We start from the raw sequence: 17635 nt of genomic DNA on the forward strand, positions 1-17635 counted from the left end.
CGGGGTGAGGGGTCTCTCTCCGCGAGCCAACTGCTTCAGTTGAATCTCCGGAAACAACCCCTCATCCGGCGCTTCGCGCCACCTTCTCCCACAAGGGGAGAACGAAGAAAAAGGTTACCGCCCCTTGAAATTCGCCGCGCGACGTTCCTCGGTCGCCTTCACGCCTTCCTTGAAATCCTCCGTCGCACGCAGCCTTGTCTGCTCGCCGAGCTCGTGGTTGGTTGCGGCCATCACGCGGTCGGCGAGGCCTTGGCGCATCGTCGCGCGGGTGGACACGAGGCCGAGCGGCGAGCATTCGGCGATCTCGCCGGCGAGCTTCATCGCGGCCGATTTCACCTGGTCCTGCGGCACCAGCTCGTTGGCGAGGCCCCATTTGTAGGCCTCTTCGCCGGTGACGCGGCGGCTGGTGTAGAACATCAGCTCGGCGTTGTTCTTGCCGATCAGCTCCGGCAACGTCACCGTCAGGCCGAAGCCGGGATGGAAGCCGAGTTTTGTGAAGTTCGCGGAGAAGCGCGCTTCGGGGCAGGTGACGCGAAAATCCGCGGAGACCGCGAGGCCGAGCCCTCCGCCGATGGCAGCGCCCTGCACGGCGGCGACGATCGGCTTCTTGGCGCGGAAGATGCGCACGGCCTGGATATAGAGGTGATTGATCGGGCCGAGGCTGTCGGCGGGATCGCCCTTTGCAGTTTTATCGGCTGCGCGTGCCTCCTGCTCCTGCCGTGCGGGATCGTTGAAATTGGCGCCGGCGCAGAATGCCTTGCCCTGTGCCGAAAGCACGGAAGCGCGGATCTCGATGTCGCGATCGAACTCGTCGAGCGCGTCCGCGATCTGGTTGATCAGCGAAATGTCGAAGAAGTTGAGCGGCGGCCGGCGGATCTCGATGGTGCCGACGTGCCCGACCTTCTCGACGCCGATATCTTTGTAGGTACTCATGATGTTCCTCGATAATTAGCGCAGACCAAGCCCGCGGGCGATGATGCCGCGCAGCACCTCGGTGGTGCCGCCCTGGATGGTGAGTTTCGGCGCGGTCTTGATGGCGAAATCGAGCTGCCGCTCCAGCGTCTCGCGGTTGGTCGCGGTCTCCTCGACGAAGGCGGCGAGATCGCGCACGCGATGCGGAAGCTGCTGCTCCCACACCGTGCCGATGTCCTTGACGATGGAGGCTTCCACCACAGGCTCTTTGCCGGCCTGGAGCATGCCGGCGACCGACACCGACATGCGCCGCATGGTGTGGAGCTGCGCCACGAGCCGGCCGATGCCTTCGGCGCTGCGCGTGTCCGGGTTGGGACCGACCGCGCGCACGAGCTCGGTCAGCACGTAGTAGGTCTCGAGGAAACGCTCGGGGCCGCTGCGCTCATAGGCGAGCTCCGATGTCGCCTGCTTCCAGGCGCCGTCGACCTCGCCGAGCACGTGATCGTCGGGAACGAAGAAGTCGGTGAAGACGACCTCGTTGAACTCGTACTGGCCGGTGATCTGGCCGATCGGGTTCACCTTGATGCCCGGCTGCTTCATCTTGACCAGGAACTGCGTCAGGCCGTGTCGGCGGTTTTCCTTGGTCGGCTGTGACGTGCGGAAGATCGCGATCATGTAGTCGGCGATATGCGCCGAGGAGGTCCAGATCTTGGTGCCATTGATGAGGTAGCCGCCGTCGGTCCTGGTCGCGCGCGTCTTTGCCGCGAACAGATCCGAGCCGGAATTCGGCTCGCTCATGCCGATCGCGAAGCAGATCTCGCCACGACAGATGCGCGGCAGGATCTCCATCTTGATATGCTCGGGCGCGTACTTCAGAAGCACCGGCCCGCTCTGGCGGTCGGCGACGAAGAAGCGACGCGTCGGCGCGTTGGCGACGCGCATCTCCTCCGTCACCACATAGCGCTCGAGGAAGGAGCGCTCCTGGCCGCCATACTTTTTCGGCCAGGTCATCCCGAGCCAGCCTTTGGCGCCGACCCGGCGGGAAAATTCCGGCGCGTCGGTGTCCTCACGGTTAGGCTTGTGCGGATCGAAGGTGCCGGCGGCGATTTCTTCCGCGAGGAAGGCGCGCACTTCCTTGCGCAATTGCTCGCATTCGGGCGGCAGGCGGATCGGATCGAAACGGAGGGCAGCGGTCATAGATCTCGTCCCCTGATCAGCGCGAAGCCACGAGCGGCCACAATTCATCGGCGCCGCGACCCGCAACCAGCTTGCCGAGCTCGACGGCCCAGTGGCTCTCCGAGCCGAAATCGTCACGCCAGGCCAGCGCCCGCAGCGAATAGCGGTGCAGGATGTGTTCCATGGTGAAGCCGATCGCACCATGCACCTGATGCGCGATGGCCCCGCCCTTTTCCGCGGCTTCGGCGCAGCGGATCTTTGCCGAGGCGGCTTCGAGATAAACTTCGTCGTCGAAGGCCTTGGCGTTCGCGATGGCATCGGCGGCCGAGGTTGCGGCCGCGAGCGCGGCGGCGGATTCACCCGCGAGCCTCGCGAGATTGTGCTGCACCGCCTGGAATTTCGAGATCTTCTTCTCGAAGGCGACGCGCTCGTTGGAATAGCGCACAGAAATGTCGAGCATCGCTTCCAGCGCGCCGGCGATCTGAAGGCTGCGCGCAACGCCGCCCATCAGCATCAAGTTGGTCTGGTCAAAGCCCTTTGGCGCCGGCTTGATGGTGACGGGCTGGACCTTGTCGAGCGTGATGGTGTCGCTGTGGTCGTAGCCGACATTGAGCCCGGATTCGATCCGCGCCTTGGCGGCGTCGACCTGCGCGATCGAGATGCCGTCCTTGCCGTGCGCCAGCACCGCAAAATGCTTGGCCGCTTTTGCGAACGGCACGCCGCGGGCGCGGCCGGAGAGCGAGCCGTCAGGGTTGAGCGTGATGCGATCCTTCGGGCTTGCCGGCACGACCGTCATCTCGCCGTCGGGCGAGGCGATCTTCGCCTGCGCGAGCAGCCAGCCCGCGAGCATGGTTTCGGCGAGGGGAACCGCGACCGCAAAACGGCCGGCGGCGTTGAGCAGGGCGAAGCCGTCGGCGAGGCTGGCGCCGGAGCCGCCGAGGTCATCAGGCACCCAGGACAGCGGCAGGCCGGCTTCGCTCAGCGCCTGCCACAGCGGCGCTCTCCACGCGTCCTTCTTGTCGTTGTTGATGGTTTGCGGATCGGCAAGATCGGCGAAGATCTTCTCCGCGGTCTCGACGACGATATTGTCACTCTCCGCCACAGCGTTCCCCGTGTTTTTCCATTGGCGCGACCGGCCCGTGGGCAGGCGCGCGGGTTCTTCTTGCGCCCGATGATCGGAAAAAGCCATGGCCGTGACAAGCGTTGATCGCAGGTCCATCTGCGGCGGCGACATGGGCGAAGGGCTAATTCCGCTTAGCGGAGTTTGCTCGATTTGCAGGGCGCGGCAAACTCGCTAAACAGAGCCCGGTGCATCGAAGAGCTTGCATTCAAGACAGGGGAAGGAAATCCGGATGGCAAAGGACGGCTTGTGCGCAATCGTGACGGGGTCCGCATCCGGGCTGGGCGCGGCGACCGCGGAAATTCTCGCGCGGAGTGGGGCGCGGCTCGTCATCAACTATTCCTCGAGCCAGAAGGAAGCCGAGGCCACCGCGGAAGCCTGCCGCAAGGCGGGCGCGGCTGAGGTTGTGGTCGCGCAGGGCGACGTCTCGCGCGATGAGGATTGCCGCAAGATCGTCGGGGCGGCCGCGCCCTGGGGCCGGCTCGACGTGCTCATCAACAATGCCGGCACCACCAAGCATGTCGCTCACGGCAATCTCGAAGGGCTGTCGTCGGAGGATTTCCAGCGGCTGTTCGGGGTCAACACCATCGGCCCGTTCCAGATGGTGCGCGCTGCGCGCAGCCTGCTCGAGGCCGGCGCGAATGCGTCAGGACGTCCGTCGGCGGTGGTGAACGTGTCTTCGGTCGCCGGCATCAGCGGTGTCGGCTCGTCGATCGCCTATGCCGCGAGCAAGGGCGCGCTCAACACCATCACGCTCTCGCTGGCGCGCGCGCTTGCGCCGCTGATCCGCGTCAACACGGTATGTCCCGGCTATATCGATACGCCCTGGTTCACCAAGGGCCGCGGCGAGGATGCGGCGAAGCAGGTGCGCGACAACGTGGTGGCGAAGGTGCCGCTGAAGGTCGCGTCAACGGCCGAGGATATCGCGCAGCTCGTCTGCTTCCTCGCGACGCCGGCGTCGAGCAACATGACCGGCGAGATCGTGCGCATGGATGCCGGGCTGCATTTGATTACTTAGCTCGTCATTGCGAGCCAACGGGTCCGCGCGGAGCGCGGCCCGATGACGGGCTCCGCGAAGCAATCCAGAAAGCGTCCGCGGTGATAGTCTGGATTGCTTCGTCGCAAGAGCTCCTCGCAATGACGGAGCATGAGGGCTTCTGCGGAGAACAAGACGTAGATGCCCGGGTCAAGCCCGGGCATGACGATGGGGAGGCCGTGCGCCTCTCTTCGGCGACGCTTTGAAGCGTCACCCCTTGATCACGCCGCTCGCGACCAGCCGGTGCCAGATGAACAGCACCACCACCGCGCCGATCGTTGCCATGATGAAGCCGGCGCCTTGGTCGGGGCTGTAATGGCCGATGGCCTGGCCGACGAAGGTGGCGAGGAATGCGCCGGCAATGCCGAGGATGGTGGTGAGGATGAAGCCGCTCGGATTGTTTGGTCCCGGCGCCAGAAAGCGCGCGATGAGGCCGGCAATGAAGCCGACGACGATGATCCACAACAGGCCGCCCATGCTCATGTCAGTGCTCCCCTTCCTGAAGGCGTAGATCAGAGTTCGATTAAATTCTGCCCGAGATCTCGTCCTCGGTCGGTACTCGTCCGTCCGGCGTCAGATGGTCGACCACCTGCGGCAGGTACTGGCTGAGGCCCGAGAGCAGCTCCTCGCGCGACAGGCCGCTCTGGGCGGAGAGGCTCTCGATCTGATCGGCGCCGAGCGCATTGGCGAGATCGCCGGGCGCGATCGGCTTGTTCTGGCCCTTGCCGACCCAGGAATTCGCGGTCTCGCCGTGACCGCCCTGCTGGAGCTGGTTGAGGAGATCGCCGAGGCCGCCGCTGAGCACGGTGCCGGCCGCACCACCCGCAAGCAGGCCGCCGAGGCCGCCCTTGAGCAGATCGCTGAGACCGCCGCTACCACCGGGCCCGCCGGGAAGAACTGCGCCGCCCGCATTCGCAGGGGTCGGAGGCGGCAACGGTGAGCGCTGCTGTGGCGCCGGTGCCGCATCAGGTTGACCGGCTGTCAAATGCTTGAATGCCTTCCAGGCGAGCAGGCCGAGGATCGCCATGGTCATCGGCGACATGCCGCCGGAGGATTCTTGTGAGCTTGGCGTGCTCGGACCGCGTGGGCCGTTCTGCATGCCGTTGAGGACGTCGAGTAGACCCATGGTGCTCTCCTTTGGCGTTCACCTTCGGCGAGCTCTCGCCGGTGACAGGCCCCCCGGGGCAAAAACATATGGGGCTCTCATGACGGTTACAAGGCAGATGCGGCGCAACCCGCGATGGGCAGCCGGCCTCGCCTCTGCTATCGAGACGGCGGTTCATGGGGGAGCAGGGCGTGGTTACGGATCGACCGATCGTGGTGGCAGGCGCGGGCGCCATCGGCTGTTTTGTCGGCGGCATGCTTGCGGCCGGCGACCGCCGCGTCGCGCTGCTGGTGCGGCCACGGGTGAAGACCGAGATCGAGCGGTTCGGCCTGCGGCTGACCGATTTCGACGGGTCCGAGAACAGGCTCGGTGCGGGCCAGCTCGCGCTGTCGGAGGATCCGTCGATTTTCCACAGCGCCGGCATCGTGCTGGTCACGGTGAAGAGCGCCGACACCGCTGACGTGGCCGATCAGATCGCGCAACATGCGCCGCAGGATGCCGTCATCGTCTCGCTTCAGAACGGCGTCGGCAACGTCGCGGTTTTGCGACAGCGCCTGGCTGGCCGGCGTGTGCTCGCCGGTATGGTGCCGTTCAACGTGATCGCGATGGGTGAGGGGCGTTTCCACCGTTCGACCTCCGGCGACATCCATGTCGAAGCGGACGAGGCCAATACGGCTCTCGAACTAGCGGTGCCCGGCCTCGCCATGCGCGCCAACAGCGACATCACCGGCGTGCAATGGGGCAAGCTGATCATCAACCTGAACAACGCGCTCAGCGCGCTGTCCGACTTGCCGCTCGCCGCGCAACTGGCTAGCCGCGAATGGCGGCGGCTGTTTGCCGATCAGATGGCGGAGGGGCTGGCCGCGATGAAGGCCGCCGGCATCACGCCGGTGTCGGCGACGCCGATCCCGCCGAACTGGACGCCGATCTTGCTGCGGCTGCCGGATACCATCTTCAATCTGATCCTGGGACGAACCATGAAGATCGATCCCGAGGCGCGTTCCTCGATGTGGCAGGATCTGAAGCAGGGGCGAAAGACCGAGATCGACTATCTCCAGGGCGCGATCATCGCGCTGGCCGAGCAGAACGGCGTCAACGTGCCGCTGTCGCGCCGCATTGTTGCGTTGATCAGGGAAGCCGAAAGCGCAGGCCAGGGCCCGCCGAGGCTGACGCCGCAACAGATCAGGGGCGCGGCGTGATCTCGAGCGGGCCGACAGGGGGAGCGCGATGAAACCTTGTTTGATGACTGGTCTCGCGCTGGCCGCGCTCTGCGGCGCGTCGACCTTCGCTCAGGCCCGGCCACCGACCGTCACGCCATCACCTGGTTATGACAGACGATTGCAGGAGAGCCGGTCGGCACCGAGTGGCACGACGACGGCGCCGGTGAATCCGCCGGTGACTACACCCAAGCACAAAAACAAAAAGAAGAAGCGGACGAACTGAGGCGCCGCATCCTCAGTCGTCGTCCTGGCGAACGCCAGGACCGCGGAATCTATCGATAGCGCCCGCGTTGACGGAGCAACAGCTCAGCCCTTCTTCGCCGGCTTGCTCGGTGTTGTCGGGTTGAACAGCTTTTTCAGCTCGTTCAATCCCTCGGACAGCCGTGGCCATTCGCAGGAGAACGAGCCCTTGGTGCAGGCTGCGCCCTTTGGTCGCGGCCCGCCGACGGTCTGCTGGACCTTCGGCCGCTCGACGGGGACCGGCACCCGCTCAGCCTCGCTGCGCAGCGCGATCCGCTGGAGCTGTTGTTCCTGCTGCTCGAGCTGTTGGCGCGCCGTGACTTCCGCCACGGCATTTTTGCGGCGCTCGTTGGCGAGATAGGTTGTGTAGGATTGGTCGATCTTCTTCTGCTCCTCCGGAGTCGGGTTGGGCCCGGCGATGTCGAAGGTGCGGTCCTGCAGGAAGTCGTAATAGGTGTAGCCGCCGCCCGCCTTGCGGCGCCCGGCGAACTTCGCGTTGCAATCGGCAAGCGCTGCCGTCTTCTCCGCCTTGGTGGCGGACTTCTCGGCGGCGTCGGCGCATTCCTCGAAGTCGATCGGCGCGCGCTTCCACCATTGGGCATGGCCATGCGACATCGGCAGGACCAGTCCTGCCGAAGCAGCGGCGAGCAGCGCCGCACGACGCCATGCAATCACAGACGACATTCTTACAAGGGTAATCTCTAGGGGACTCAACCCGAACTGAATCGGACCGGATTTTTGCCCGTTTATTGCCGCCTTGTCACCCATGGAACCCGGGAATTTCGCGTCTGCGTTGCTGACATTTTTTGCTTGACGTGGCCGAGGAGTCACAGCTCGCGGCATGCGATGCGCTTAGAGTTCTATGGATCTGAATTCGAAGGGAAACGTCGGACATGAGAGCGTTGGCCCGTCTCGCAGCAATCGCGATGGCGTTGATTTGCGGCCATGCGTTTGCCGCGGACGAGGATGCGCTCAACCGCAAGCCGGTGCGGGCGATCGCCGACGCGCGGCTCTCGGTCGGCGGCCAGGGCATTCTGCCGCTCTATCTCTCCAGTGACTGGTCGATGCCGCTGCCGGCGATCTCGCGCGCGATCATCGTGCTGCACGGACGCCTGCGCAACGCCGACGAATATTACATATCAGCCCATAACGCGCAGCTCGCTGCGGGCGACGTCGGCAAGAGCGCGCTCATGATCGTGCCGCAGTTCTTGGCAGAGATCGATATTGAAGCGCATAAGCTGCCCGCGGACACGCTGCGCTGGTCGCTGTCGGGATGGGAAGGCGGCGACGCTGCGCTCGCGCCGAACCCGCTATCTTCCTTCGAAGCGCTCGATGCGATCCTGGCCAAACTCTCCGACCGGCGCATCTTCCCGAACCTGAAGCAGGTCGTGGTCGCCGGACATTCCGGCGGCGGGCAGGTCGCGCAGCGCTACGCCATCGCCGGCAGGGGCGAAGCGGCGCTGTCGCGTCAACATATCGATGTCCGCTATGTCATCGCCAATCCCTCGTCCTACGCCTATTTCGGCGCCGAGCGGCCGAAGCCGTCCATCGCAGCATCCTGCCCCGGCTACAACAATTGGAAATACGGCATGGGCGATCGTCCGTCCTATCTTGCGGACGCGACCCCGGCCGCGCTCGAGCAGCGTTATGTCGAACGTGAGGTGATCTATCTGCTCGGCACCCTCGATACCAATCCCGAGCATTCCGCGCTCGACAAGAGCTGCATGGCCGAGGCGCAAGGCGCCAATCGCTACGCCCGCGGCCACGCCTATGCGGACATCATGGCCAAGCGCGACAATGGCACGCCCAATCATCGCGTGTGGGACGTCGCCGGCGTCGGCCATGACGGCGAGAAAATGCTGACCTCGAAATGCGGCCTCGAAGCCCTGTTCGATCTACCGGGCTGCGCGGCGGAGCGTTGATGCGGATGGCTTGAAGCAGCCGCCGCGGCTGCTACACTTCGGCTCGTGGCGCCTCGCCCTGGAGCGACACCAACAAGAAGACGAAGTGGAAACGCCTGATGCTGCTCGCAGCGCAATGATTCCGGAAAAGTTCGCCGCACGCTGTTGCGCGACGAGCGCGCGGCGTGGATGAAGGAGGGGCGCTCGTTCCGGATTCTGGCCGTCGAAGGCGCGGGCGCACGCCGACTGAGAAAAATCACGGAAGGGACCGCACTTTCATGACCATTACCATCGCTGCGAACGGCGTGCCGAAGCCGCCGGCCGACATCATCGAGGGATTCAGGAGTGCGCCGACCTCGATCATTTCGGACAATCTCGGCCGCCTGCCTGGAGCGGTCGGGCTGAAGCCGTTTCATCGCGGCGGCAAGCTGGTGGGGACGGCCTTCACGGTGCGCACCCGGCCCGGCGACAATCTCGCCATCCACCGCGCGCTCGAACTGGTCGGGCCGGGGGATGTCATCGTGGTCGACGGCGGCGGCGACGAGACGCGGGCCCTCGTCGGCGAAATCATGAAGAACATCGCCGAATGGCGCAAAGCGGAAGGTTACGTCATCGACGGGGCGATCCGTGACGTCGCGGCTTTCGCCGCGTCCGACTTTCCCTGCTTCGCCCGCGCGGTGATCCATCGCGGCCCCTACAAGAACGGTCCCGGCGAGATCAACGTGCGGGTCTCGATCGGCGGCTCGGTGATCTCGCCCGGCGACATCGTGGTCGGTGACGAGGACGGCGTGGTGTCGTTTCCCGCCGCGACCGCCGCTGGGCTGCTCGAAGCGGTGCGCGCCCAGATCCTGCGCGAGGAGGAGACGTTGAAGGCGATCCGCGAGGGCCGCTACCAGGGCTCTTATGGGAAATCCTGATCAACAGGGGAAGACAGCGTGAGCCAGAAGGACGAATTCCACAATCTCGACACGACGAGCGACGGGCTGTTCCGCGAGCTCGGCCCGGGGCTGACCACACGGATCTTCTCCGGCGAGCAGGCGATGCTGTCGGTGGTGACACTGGCGCCGCATGTGCAAGGCACGCTGCATCATCATCCCGAAGAGCAATGGGGCGTGCTGCTCGAGGGCTCGGCGATCCGCGTCCAGGGCGGCGAGGAGATTGCGGTGAAGAAGGGCGATTTCTGGCGCACGCCCGGCAACGTGCCGCACACGATGCGCGCCGGCTCCGACGGCGCCCGCGTGCTGGACATTTTTAGTCCGCCGCGACCGGAATACAGAAAACCGGGGTCCGGCTTCGGGACGACGTAAAGCGCCAAAGAGCAAAAAGCCAGGCGCAAAACAGGGGAGGGAGACCATGAGCATCACACGACGTGCGCTGCTGGCCGCACCGGCCATCCTCGCGATGGCGCCGGCGGCAGCGCAAGCCGGCAAGATCACGCTGGTCGTGCCGTTTCCACCGGGCGGCTCGACCGACGCGATGGCGCGGCTGCTGCAGAGCAATCTGCAAACCAAGCTCAATCGCATCGTCGTGGTCGAGAACAAGTCGGGCGCCGCCGGGGCGCTCGGCGCGGCGCAGGTCGCAAAGAGCCCGCCGGACGGCTCGTCGTTCCTGGTGACCTTCGATTCGCATGCGGTGATCCCGTCGATCCTCGACAAGCCGCCGGTCGACGTCGAGCGCGAGCTGATGCCTGTCCTCCTGGTCGGCACCGCGCCGTACGTGATCGCCGCCAACGCCGGCCGCCCCTACAACAGCTTTGCCGACGTGGTCGCGGCCTGCAAGCAGACGCCGGGCGCAGTGAAATATGCCTCCGTCGGCATCGGCACGCTCGGCCATCTCGCGATGACCGTGCTGGGCAGCAAGGCCGGCGTCGAGATCACCCACGTGCCCTATCGCGGCGGCGGGCCTGCCATGAACGACGTGCTGGGCGGCCATGTCGATCTCATCGCGGGATCGGCGGCGCTGGTTGGCGCCCAGCTCGGCACCAACATGCTGCGGCCGATCCTGCAACTCGGCCGCGAGCGGCTGCCGCTCCTGCCGGACACCCCGACTGCGATCGAGGCCGGCTTTCCGGATTTCGAGACGCTGGCCTGGTGGGGCATCTTTGCGCCTGCCGGAACGCCTCCCGACATCGTCGCAGGCCTCGCGACGGCGTCCAAGGAGATCCTGAGCGAGCCCGCGACCGCCGCGCAACTCAAGGAGACACAGCAGATGACGCTGCTGCTCGAGGATGGTGCCGCATTCAAGACCTTCTTCGACAAGCAGGTCGCCTATTGGGGCAAGGTGGTGCGCGAGAATAATATCAGGGCATGAGAAGCCTCCTCCCGGGATTGCCATCCCGGGTCCGGCGCCCTCGCGCGTGCCTTAAGCGTCAGAGCATCTTGCCGACGATCTTCGTCATGTCTGCAGCCGAAAACGCGCGCAGCGTTTCGGTGCGGACATTGCCGAGTGCGCTGAGACTGAGGCTGAGCGACATCGCGGCAGCCTCGTCTGGAGCCTCGAGAACGGTCACAACGTCATATCGTCCCTGCGTCCAGACGATCTCTTTCACGGTCACGCCGAACGTTTTGGCCATCTCCTTGTAGGCGTCGGCCCGCTTCGGCGAGTCCTTGACGTTGCGGACTCCCTGATCGGTGAAATTCGCCAGCACGACATAGGTTACCATGGTCGTCCTCCCTGGTTACTCGCATGAGGAAACCGCGCCGAGTTTGCCACGGCGGCCGAGACCGCGCCACTTGCGCGTTGGGAACGTCAGCGGATGCGACTTATCCGGTCAGGACAACGGCCGCGCGAAACTGAGCTCGTGGCCATCGGGGTCGGTAAGATGGAAGTAGCGCTCGCCCCATTCCGCATCGCGCGGTGTGGTCGACGGCTGCCACCCGGCCGCGCGCGCCTGCTCGTAGATCGCGTCGACATCGGCAACATGGAAGATGACGCGGCCCCACCAGGACCAGCGCTTGTCGTCCGGCTGCGCGGTCAAATTCAGATAGCCGGTGCCGGCGCGAAAGCTGGTGAATGCAGCGGCATCGCCGCCATACAGGAGCTCGAACCCCAGCGAATGGTAGAAGTGCACGGCGCGCCCCATGTCATGCGTGCCGAGCGTGATGGCGCTGATGCTTTCGATCATGTGAACTGCTCCGCCGGGAGGGACCTAGACACGATTGTACAGCCGCCTTGCTTGGGTTGACGATGGTCCGGGCCGCCTTGCGGCTGGCGAACCGTATCCTGCTCTGCTATGAGGAGGCCGAGCCCGCCCCGCGGGTTCCGCGGTCCCGTAGCTCAGCCGGATAGAGCGGCGGTTTCCTAAACCGTAGGTCGGATGTTCGAGTCATCCCGGGATCGCCATTTTGTCATGTGCCATCATCCCCATTGGCCACGCTCCGGCGCGAACTGGAGGTCATCGGCTGCCGCTGGTGGCATCCGACGTGACCGGGGTCAGGCCTGCTCGCGATAGAATTGCAGCAACCGCGTGCCGGCCGGCGAGAGCCAGTCGGGCGCGCCGGTGATGTAGCCCTCGAGGTGATTGCTCGTTCCGACGAGATAGGTGATGGGCATGCCGACGAGCCTGAAAATGGAGGCGGACGCCTCAGCCGTCGCGCCATACACATCGACGTAGCAGGCGAGGTTTTGCACGGCGAGGCCCCCGAGAAACGTGCGGATCTTTTTGAGGTCCTTCGTGTCCGTGCAGATCGCGACGATGTCGAGCCGGTCCGGCCGCGATCCGGCAAGGCTGGCGAGCGCAGGCAGGTCGAGCCGGCAGGCGGCGCACCATGTCGCCCAGAAATTGGCCAGCGTGATGCGGCCCGGTTTCGCCGTCACGACGACGTCCTTGCCATGCAGGTCCTGAAGCCGGAGCTGCGGCATCGGCGCGCGCGGCCGCACGACCGTGAACTGGCTGCGGCCGGTTTCGAACATCGGCGGCCAGGTCGGCTCGGCTTGCGCGCCGCTTGCGCGTAAGGACGTAACGAGCGCCGGCGCGGCGATCAGGAGCGATCGCCGCGACAAGGCCGGGCCCTTCTCGCGAAATCTCTCATGCATGGATGTAGGCCCAGCCCTTGAGCTGCAGCTCGACCACACGTCCGATGCCGAAGGGCACAAGGCTCGCGCCGGCAATCAGCGGGATCGAGATCTGCTCCTTGGCCTCCGCGATCGCCTTGGATGACGCGCACATGCTGTAGCTGAGGTTGGGCAGCGACTGGCGCAGCGTTGCGAGCGGCTCGATGATTGAACTCTTGTCCGCCCGGAAGACGTCGATGCCCTTGCCGTTGGCAACGACCTCGATCAGCAGTTTCGTGCCCTTCTCGGCAAAATGCCGGGCGAGATTGGCCGAGTAGCTGACGGCGTGTCCCATGACATAGGGCTCGTTGCTGTCGATCAGGATGACGACGCCGTCGACGAGACGATCCTCCTTGGCCGCGGTGGTGCCGCCGGCCGTGAGGATCGAGGCGCCGGCGAGCAAGCCCCGGCGCGACAATCGGTTGGAAAGTGTCGTCACGGTTGGCGTGCCCGCGTATCAGACCTGACGCGGTGCGATCGGCGCCTTGCCGTTGCGTCCCCACAGCACGAACAGGGCGAGCGCCAGCAGGACGACGTTGAGCGGGGTGACCGCAGCCTCGCCGCGCGAGATGTGGAAGACCAGCGCAAGGACCTGCAATACGGCGCAGCCAAGCGCGGCCAGCACGGTCAGCCGTGGCAGGATCCGGGTCAGCGCCGGCAGCAGAATGCCGATACCGCCGGTGAGATCGACCAGGGCGACGAAGCGCACGAAGGTTTCGGAATACTCGCCCGCCCAGGGCATCATCGCGGCAAGCTGCGGGATGGGCGTGAGCAGCTTGACCAGACCGGCCGAGATGAAGACGAAGGAAATCAGGATTTGCGCGATCCAGAGGCCGATGCGGAGGGCGCGGCCGGGCGTGGCGGTTTCGAGGGCGGTGATGGACATGGTGGTCTCCGGTTGTTGACGGCCGCCACCATTTGATGATTTCACCAGATTTAATCATTATATGTTCTGGGATGGGTTCCTTTCCTGAATGTTGATGATCTTATGGATTCGCTGATCAGTATGCGGGTGTTCTGCCTGGTCGCGGAGCTGAAGAGCTTTGCGGCCGCGGCCCAGCGCCTGCGCATCTCGCCCGCCATGGCGAGCAAGCATGTAATGCAGCTCGAGAAGCGGCTGGGCACGCGGCTCCTCAATCGGACCAGCCGGCGCGTGAGCCTGAGCGAGAGCGGGACGCTCTATTTCGAGCAGACGCGGCAGATGCTCGATTCGCTCGACGAGGTCGAAGCCGCCGTGAGCAAGGCGACTGTCGTTCCGCGCGGCACGCTGCGGCTGACCGCGCCGGTGTGGATGGCGAATGCGATCTTCGCAGGCGTACTGGCCGACTATCAGGCCCGCTATCCGGAGGTGTGCCTGGATGTCGACCTCAGCGGGCGGTTGGTCAATCTGGTCGAAGAGGGGTTCGATCTCGCCTTGCGCGCAACCGGCGCGCCCGACGAGGCCCTGATCGCGCGGCCGATCACCAGGGTCGCATTCTACCTGGTCGCCGCCCCCGCGTTTCTCGATCGCGCCAGCCGCCCGACCAAGCCGGCCGACCTCGCCGGTCAGGCGCTGTTGCACTATGCGCTCTATCCTGGCGATAGCTTCTCATTCACCAGCGAGCGCGGCGTCGAAACCGTCAAGCTCAATCCGGTCTTGCGCAGCGGCAACGAAACGCTGCTTCACATGGCAGCGCTGGAGGGGATGGGCTTCGCCTTCCTGCCGAAGTGGCTGGTCGCCGACGACATCGCCGCCGGCCGTCTCGAGCACATTCTGCCCGACGATGTCATCTTCGAGGGGCGCCTGTTCGCGGTCTATCCGAGCCGCAAATATCTCTCCGCGAAGGTGAGGACCTTCATCGACTTCATCGCCGCCGACAAGCGGATGAGATAGCAGGCTACAATGACCGCGCGATCAGGAGCTTCATGATCTCGTTGGTGCCGCCATAGATCTTCTGGATGCGGGAATCGATGAAGATGCGCGAGATCGGATACTCCTGCATGTAGCCATAGCCGCCGAACAGCTGGAGGCATTCGTCGGCCGTCTCGACCTGCTTCTCCGAGCACCAGTATTTCGCCATCGAGGCGGTGACGGTGTCGAGGTCCTTGGCGACCAGGCGCTCGATGCACCAATCGACGAAGACGCGCGCGATCATCGCCTCGGTCTTGCGCTCGGCGAGCTTGAAGGCGGTGTTCTGGAAATCCATCAGCGGCTTGCCGAAGGCGGTCCGCTCCTTGGTGTAGTCGGTGGTGAGCTTGACCGCCCGTTCCATCGAGGCGACGGCACCGACCGCGAGCGCCAGTCGCTCCTGCGGCAATTGCTGCATCAACTGGACGAAACCCTGGCCTTCCTCCCGGCCGAGCAGGTTTTCCGGCGGCACCACGACGTTGTCGAAGAACAGCTCGGATGTGTCGGAGGCGTGCAGGCCGATCTTGTCGAGGTTGCGCCCGCGCTTGTAGCCATCCGCGCCCGCGGTGTCGACCACGATCAGCGAAATGCCCTTGGCGCCGACCTCGCCGGTGCGCGCGACGACGATGACGAGATCGGCGGCCTGGCCGTTGGTGATGAACGTCTTCTGGCCATTGATGACGTAGGAATTGCCCTGCTTCTTCGCGGTGGTCTTGACGCTTTGCAGGTCCGAGCCGGTGCCGGGTTCGGTCATGGCAATGGCGCCGACCATCTCGCCCGATGCCATCTTCGGCAGCCAGCGCGTCTTCTGCTCCTCCGAGCCGTAGTTGAGGATGTAGTGGGCGACGATGGCGCTGTGCACGGAGACGCCGGTCGTCAGCTCCGGCACCGTGCTTTCGAGGTCTTCCAGCACGGCGGCATCGTAGGCGAAGGTCGCACCCAGGCCGCCATAGGCCTCGGGCACGCTCGCCAGCAGCGCGCCCATCTCGCCGAGCCCGCGCCAGGCGAACCGGTCGACCATCTTCTGCTCGCGCCATTTCTCGGCGTGCGGCGCCAGGTCCTTGGCAAGATATTTCCGGAACTGGTCGCGGAAGACGTCGAGCTCTTCGGTCATCCAGGAGGAGCGGTAGGGCATGGAAACCTCGGTTGATGCGGCTGCCGGCTTGGTAGTCCAGCGCACGGCGACAATTATTGTGTTTTCAGGCTGCGCCGGTGACGCTACCAAGGCGGCCGGATACGCGTCTTGTTGGGATGTCTGATTTTGGCCGTCAAAACCCAAACCGTCAAAACCCAAACCGTTAAAACCCAAGAGCTCAAGCTCGACATCGAGCGCATCGGCACTGTCTCCGCCATTCTGATGCGGCCGGACAATGCGCGCGCCTGTTACGTCCTGGCGCACGGTGCGGGCGCCGATATGCGGCATGCGTTCATGGACAAGGTCGCCGCGGGCCTCGCGGACCGCGGCATCGCGTCGCTTCGCTTCAATTTTCCCTATATGGAGAACGGCAAGGGGCGTCCAGACCAGCCGGCCGTTGCACACGCCACCATCCGCGCGGCTGTCGAGGAGGCGGCGCGGCTCTGCCCGGGATTGAAGCTCATCGCCGGCGGAAAATCGTTCGGTGGTCGCATGACCTCGCAGGCGCAGTCCAAGGTGCCGTTGCCGGGCGTAGAAGGGCTCGCCTTTCTCGGCTTTCCCCTGCATGCCGACAAGAAGCCATCGACCGAGCGCGCCGAGCACCTTGGCGGCGTCGCCATTCCCATGCTGTTCCTCCAAGGCACGCGAGACGGGCTCGCCGATCGCAGCTACCTCAAGCCCGTGATCGAGACGCTCGGCCCAAAGGCCAGGCTGCATGAGGTCGCCGGCGGCGATCACTCCTTCGCCGTGCTGCGAAAGTCCGGCCGCAGCAATGAGGAAGCGCTTGCGGAGGTGCTCGACACGCTCACGGCCTGGATCGACGAGATTGCCTGAGGTTCAGGCCGCGTAGAGGCCCTTGTCGCGCGCCTTCTGGATCGCGAGCGCGGCGATCAGGTCGAGCGTCGGCGTCGACAGGCCGCCTGCGCGGGCGAAGGCCGCGGGGGCCTTCACCAGCACGTCGATCTCCATGGCGCGGCCGAGCTCGTAATCCTGGAGCAGCGACGGCTTGTGGTTGGGGGCGGGGCCACTGCGCGTCACGCGCTTGACCTCGGGAATGAAGTGCTGCGCGATCTCGTTGGCCTCGTTCAGCATGCGCGGGATGACGTCGGTGAAAGCGGGGTCGTCGCGCACGCCGCGCGCGGTCTGGCCGGTCAGCAGGCACAGCACCGACAGCGACATGTTGGTCAGCAGCTTTGACCAGATCGCCTCGCGGATCTCCGCCACCGGCGGCGATTCCAGCCGCGCGTCGTTCAGGACGCCGCGGAGTTTCGTGATGCGCTCGCAATTGCGGTCGTCGCATTCGCCGATCAGCAGGCGGTTGCGGTCCGGCGTGAGGTTTTGAACCACGCCGGGTGCGACCACCTCGTTGGAGGAGAAGACCACCCCGCCGACGATCCGCTCTTTCGGGATGCAGGCGCGCAGCCGCCCGCCCGGATCGAGGAAGGTAATATCGGGCGGTGTCGGGTGTCGTGGCGGCAGGCCGATCCCGTACCACCAGGGAATGCCGTTCTGCGCGAAGACGATCGCGGTGTCCTCGCCGAGCAGCGGTTTGATGCTGCTGACCAGTCCCGGAAGCGCGGTGGCTTTCAGTGTGCTGATCACGACGTCCTGCGGACCGAGCTGGGCCGGATCGCCGGAGGCGTTCACCTTGGCGCCCACCTCGGAATCGCCGACGCGCAGCTTGAGGCCGCCCGCGCGCACCGCTTCGAGATGCGCGCCGCGCATCACGCATGAGACCTCGTGGCCGGCGCGTGCGAGGCGTACCGCAAGATGACTGCCGACGGCGCCCGCGCCGAAAATGCAAATGCGCATGGTGTGATGTCCCGTCCCTGGAATCCCGTGCCTGCTG

At 65.3% G+C, this 17635-nt stretch carries 21 protein-coding genes and 1 tRNA gene; 9 read left to right on the top strand and 13 right to left on the bottom strand.

Annotated features, from left to right (window positions below):
* Window positions 1–114 precede the first annotated feature (114 nt).
* From K289_RS0121725 to K289_RS0121735, 3 genes are read right to left on the bottom strand one after another with little or no spacing between them, the layout of a single operon-like run.
* Window positions 115–933 carry an enoyl-CoA hydratase/isomerase family protein gene (locus K289_RS0121725; RefSeq protein WP_027553464.1) on the bottom strand — a complete coding sequence of 273 codons (819 nt, stop codon included), beginning with the start codon at window positions 931–933 and terminating at the stop codon, window positions 115–117.
* A gap of 15 nt (window positions 934–948) precedes the next feature.
* Window positions 949–2109, bottom strand: coding sequence for an acyl-CoA dehydrogenase family protein (locus K289_RS0121730; protein WP_027553465.1), 1161 nt, complete (start codon window positions 2107–2109; stop codon window positions 949–951).
* 16 nt (window positions 2110–2125) lie between these two features.
* A complete protein-coding gene (locus tag K289_RS0121735) occupies window positions 2126–3190 on the bottom strand; it encodes an acyl-CoA dehydrogenase family protein (RefSeq protein ID WP_027553466.1) in 1065 nt (354 codons plus the stop codon).
* A gap of 250 nt (window positions 3191–3440) precedes the next feature.
* Between K289_RS0121735 and K289_RS0121740 the strand changes: the two genes are divergently transcribed.
* Window positions 3441–4226: an SDR family NAD(P)-dependent oxidoreductase gene (locus tag K289_RS0121740; RefSeq protein ID WP_027553467.1), complete on the top strand. Its 786-nt coding sequence runs from the start codon at window positions 3441–3443 to the stop codon at window positions 4224–4226.
* A 228-nt stretch (window positions 4227–4454) separates the two neighbouring features.
* Here the strand turns inward: K289_RS0121740 and K289_RS0121750 are convergent, their stop codons facing one another.
* Both K289_RS0121750 and K289_RS0121755 read right to left on the bottom strand, forming a co-directional pair.
* Window positions 4455–4727, bottom strand: coding sequence for a GlsB/YeaQ/YmgE family stress response membrane protein (locus K289_RS0121750; RefSeq protein ID WP_082907900.1), 273 nt, complete (start codon window positions 4725–4727; stop codon window positions 4455–4457).
* A 40-nt stretch (window positions 4728–4767) separates the two neighbouring features.
* Window positions 4768–5370: a YidB family protein gene (locus K289_RS0121755; RefSeq protein ID WP_027553470.1), complete on the bottom strand. Its 603-nt coding sequence runs from the start codon at window positions 5368–5370 to the stop codon at window positions 4768–4770.
* A 170-nt stretch (window positions 5371–5540) separates the two neighbouring features.
* Between K289_RS0121755 and K289_RS0121760 the strand changes: the two genes are divergently transcribed.
* A complete protein-coding gene (locus K289_RS0121760; protein ID WP_027553471.1) occupies window positions 5541–6548 on the top strand; it encodes a 2-dehydropantoate 2-reductase in 1008 nt (335 codons plus the stop codon).
* Window positions 6549–6875: 327 nt separating this feature from the next.
* Here K289_RS0121760 and K289_RS0121765 read toward each other — a convergent pair whose 3' ends face one another.
* Window positions 6876–7493, bottom strand: coding sequence for a hypothetical protein (locus K289_RS0121765; protein WP_027553472.1), 618 nt, complete (start codon window positions 7491–7493; stop codon window positions 6876–6878).
* A 209-nt stretch (window positions 7494–7702) separates the two neighbouring features.
* On the opposite strand from K289_RS0121765, the gene K289_RS0121770 reads away from it, so the two are divergent.
* From K289_RS0121770 to K289_RS0121785, 4 genes are all read left to right on the top strand, one after another.
* Window positions 7703–8731 (top strand): alpha/beta fold hydrolase, encoded by a 1029-nt coding sequence (locus K289_RS0121770; protein WP_027553473.1) that lies wholly within the window; start codon window positions 7703–7705, stop codon window positions 8729–8731.
* A 257-nt stretch (window positions 8732–8988) separates the two neighbouring features.
* Window positions 8989–9627, top strand: coding sequence for an RraA family protein (locus tag K289_RS0121775; protein WP_027553474.1), 639 nt, complete (start codon window positions 8989–8991; stop codon window positions 9625–9627).
* 18 nt (window positions 9628–9645) lie between these two features.
* On the top strand, window positions 9646–10017 hold the full coding sequence (locus K289_RS0121780) for a cupin domain-containing protein (protein WP_027553475.1): 372 nt from the start codon (window positions 9646–9648) through the stop codon (window positions 10015–10017).
* A 46-nt stretch (window positions 10018–10063) separates the two neighbouring features.
* Window positions 10064–11020, top strand: coding sequence for a tripartite tricarboxylate transporter substrate-binding protein (locus K289_RS0121785; protein WP_027553476.1), 957 nt, complete (start codon window positions 10064–10066; stop codon window positions 11018–11020).
* Window positions 11021–11078: 58 nt separating this feature from the next.
* Here the strand turns inward: K289_RS0121785 and K289_RS0121790 are convergent, their stop codons facing one another.
* Window positions 11079–11372, bottom strand: coding sequence for a GYD domain-containing protein (locus K289_RS0121790; protein WP_027553477.1), 294 nt, complete (start codon window positions 11370–11372; stop codon window positions 11079–11081).
* Between the two features lie 108 nt (window positions 11373–11480).
* Complete coding sequence (locus K289_RS0121795; RefSeq protein WP_027553478.1) at window positions 11481–11834, bottom strand: glyoxalase/bleomycin resistance/extradiol dioxygenase family protein; 354 nt, start codon at window positions 11832–11834, stop codon at window positions 11481–11483.
* Between the two features lie 141 nt (window positions 11835–11975).
* Between K289_RS0121795 and K289_RS0121800 the strand changes: the two genes are divergently transcribed.
* Window positions 11976–12052: transfer RNA gene (locus tag K289_RS0121800), tRNA-Arg, on the top strand.
* A 90-nt stretch (window positions 12053–12142) separates the two neighbouring features.
* On the opposite strand, the gene K289_RS0121805 is transcribed toward K289_RS0121800, so the two are convergent.
* From K289_RS0121805 to K289_RS0121815, 3 genes are read right to left on the bottom strand one after another with little or no spacing between them, the layout of a single operon-like run.
* Window positions 12143–12745, bottom strand: a complete 603-nt coding sequence (locus K289_RS0121805; RefSeq protein WP_027553479.1) for a TlpA disulfide reductase family protein — start codon at window positions 12743–12745, stop codon at window positions 12143–12145.
* Window positions 12738–13202: a DsrE family protein gene (locus K289_RS0121810; protein WP_027553480.1), complete on the bottom strand. Its 465-nt coding sequence runs from the start codon at window positions 13200–13202 to the stop codon at window positions 12738–12740. Before K289_RS0121810 ends, K289_RS0121805 begins: the two co-directional genes overlap by 8 nt.
* A gap of 18 nt (window positions 13203–13220) precedes the next feature.
* Complete coding sequence (locus K289_RS0121815; protein WP_027553481.1) at window positions 13221–13649, bottom strand: DoxX family protein; 429 nt, start codon at window positions 13647–13649, stop codon at window positions 13221–13223.
* Window positions 13650–13751: 102 nt separating this feature from the next.
* On the opposite strand from K289_RS0121815, the gene K289_RS0121820 reads away from it, so the two are divergent.
* Window positions 13752–14636: a LysR family transcriptional regulator gene (locus K289_RS0121820; RefSeq protein WP_027553482.1), complete on the top strand. Its 885-nt coding sequence runs from the start codon at window positions 13752–13754 to the stop codon at window positions 14634–14636.
* Between the two features lie 4 nt (window positions 14637–14640).
* On the opposite strand, the gene K289_RS0121825 is transcribed toward K289_RS0121820, so the two are convergent.
* On the bottom strand, window positions 14641–15786 hold the full coding sequence (locus K289_RS0121825; RefSeq protein ID WP_027553483.1) for an acyl-CoA dehydrogenase family protein: 1146 nt from the start codon (window positions 15784–15786) through the stop codon (window positions 14641–14643).
* 126 nt (window positions 15787–15912) lie between these two features.
* On the opposite strand from K289_RS0121825, the gene K289_RS0121830 reads away from it, so the two are divergent.
* On the top strand, window positions 15913–16620 hold the full coding sequence (locus K289_RS0121830) for an alpha/beta family hydrolase (RefSeq protein ID WP_084788675.1): 708 nt from the start codon (window positions 15913–15915) through the stop codon (window positions 16618–16620).
* Between the two features lie 3 nt (window positions 16621–16623).
* Here the strand turns inward: K289_RS0121830 and K289_RS0121835 are convergent, their stop codons facing one another.
* Window positions 16624–17598: a ketopantoate reductase family protein gene (locus K289_RS0121835; RefSeq protein WP_027553485.1), complete on the bottom strand. Its 975-nt coding sequence runs from the start codon at window positions 17596–17598 to the stop codon at window positions 16624–16626.
* Window positions 17599–17635 lie beyond the last annotated feature (37 nt).

Origin of the sequence: Bradyrhizobium sp. Cp5.3 (assembly GCF_000426265.1) — a bacterium.
GTDB lineage: Bacteria > Pseudomonadota > Alphaproteobacteria > Rhizobiales > Xanthobacteraceae > Bradyrhizobium > Bradyrhizobium neotropicale.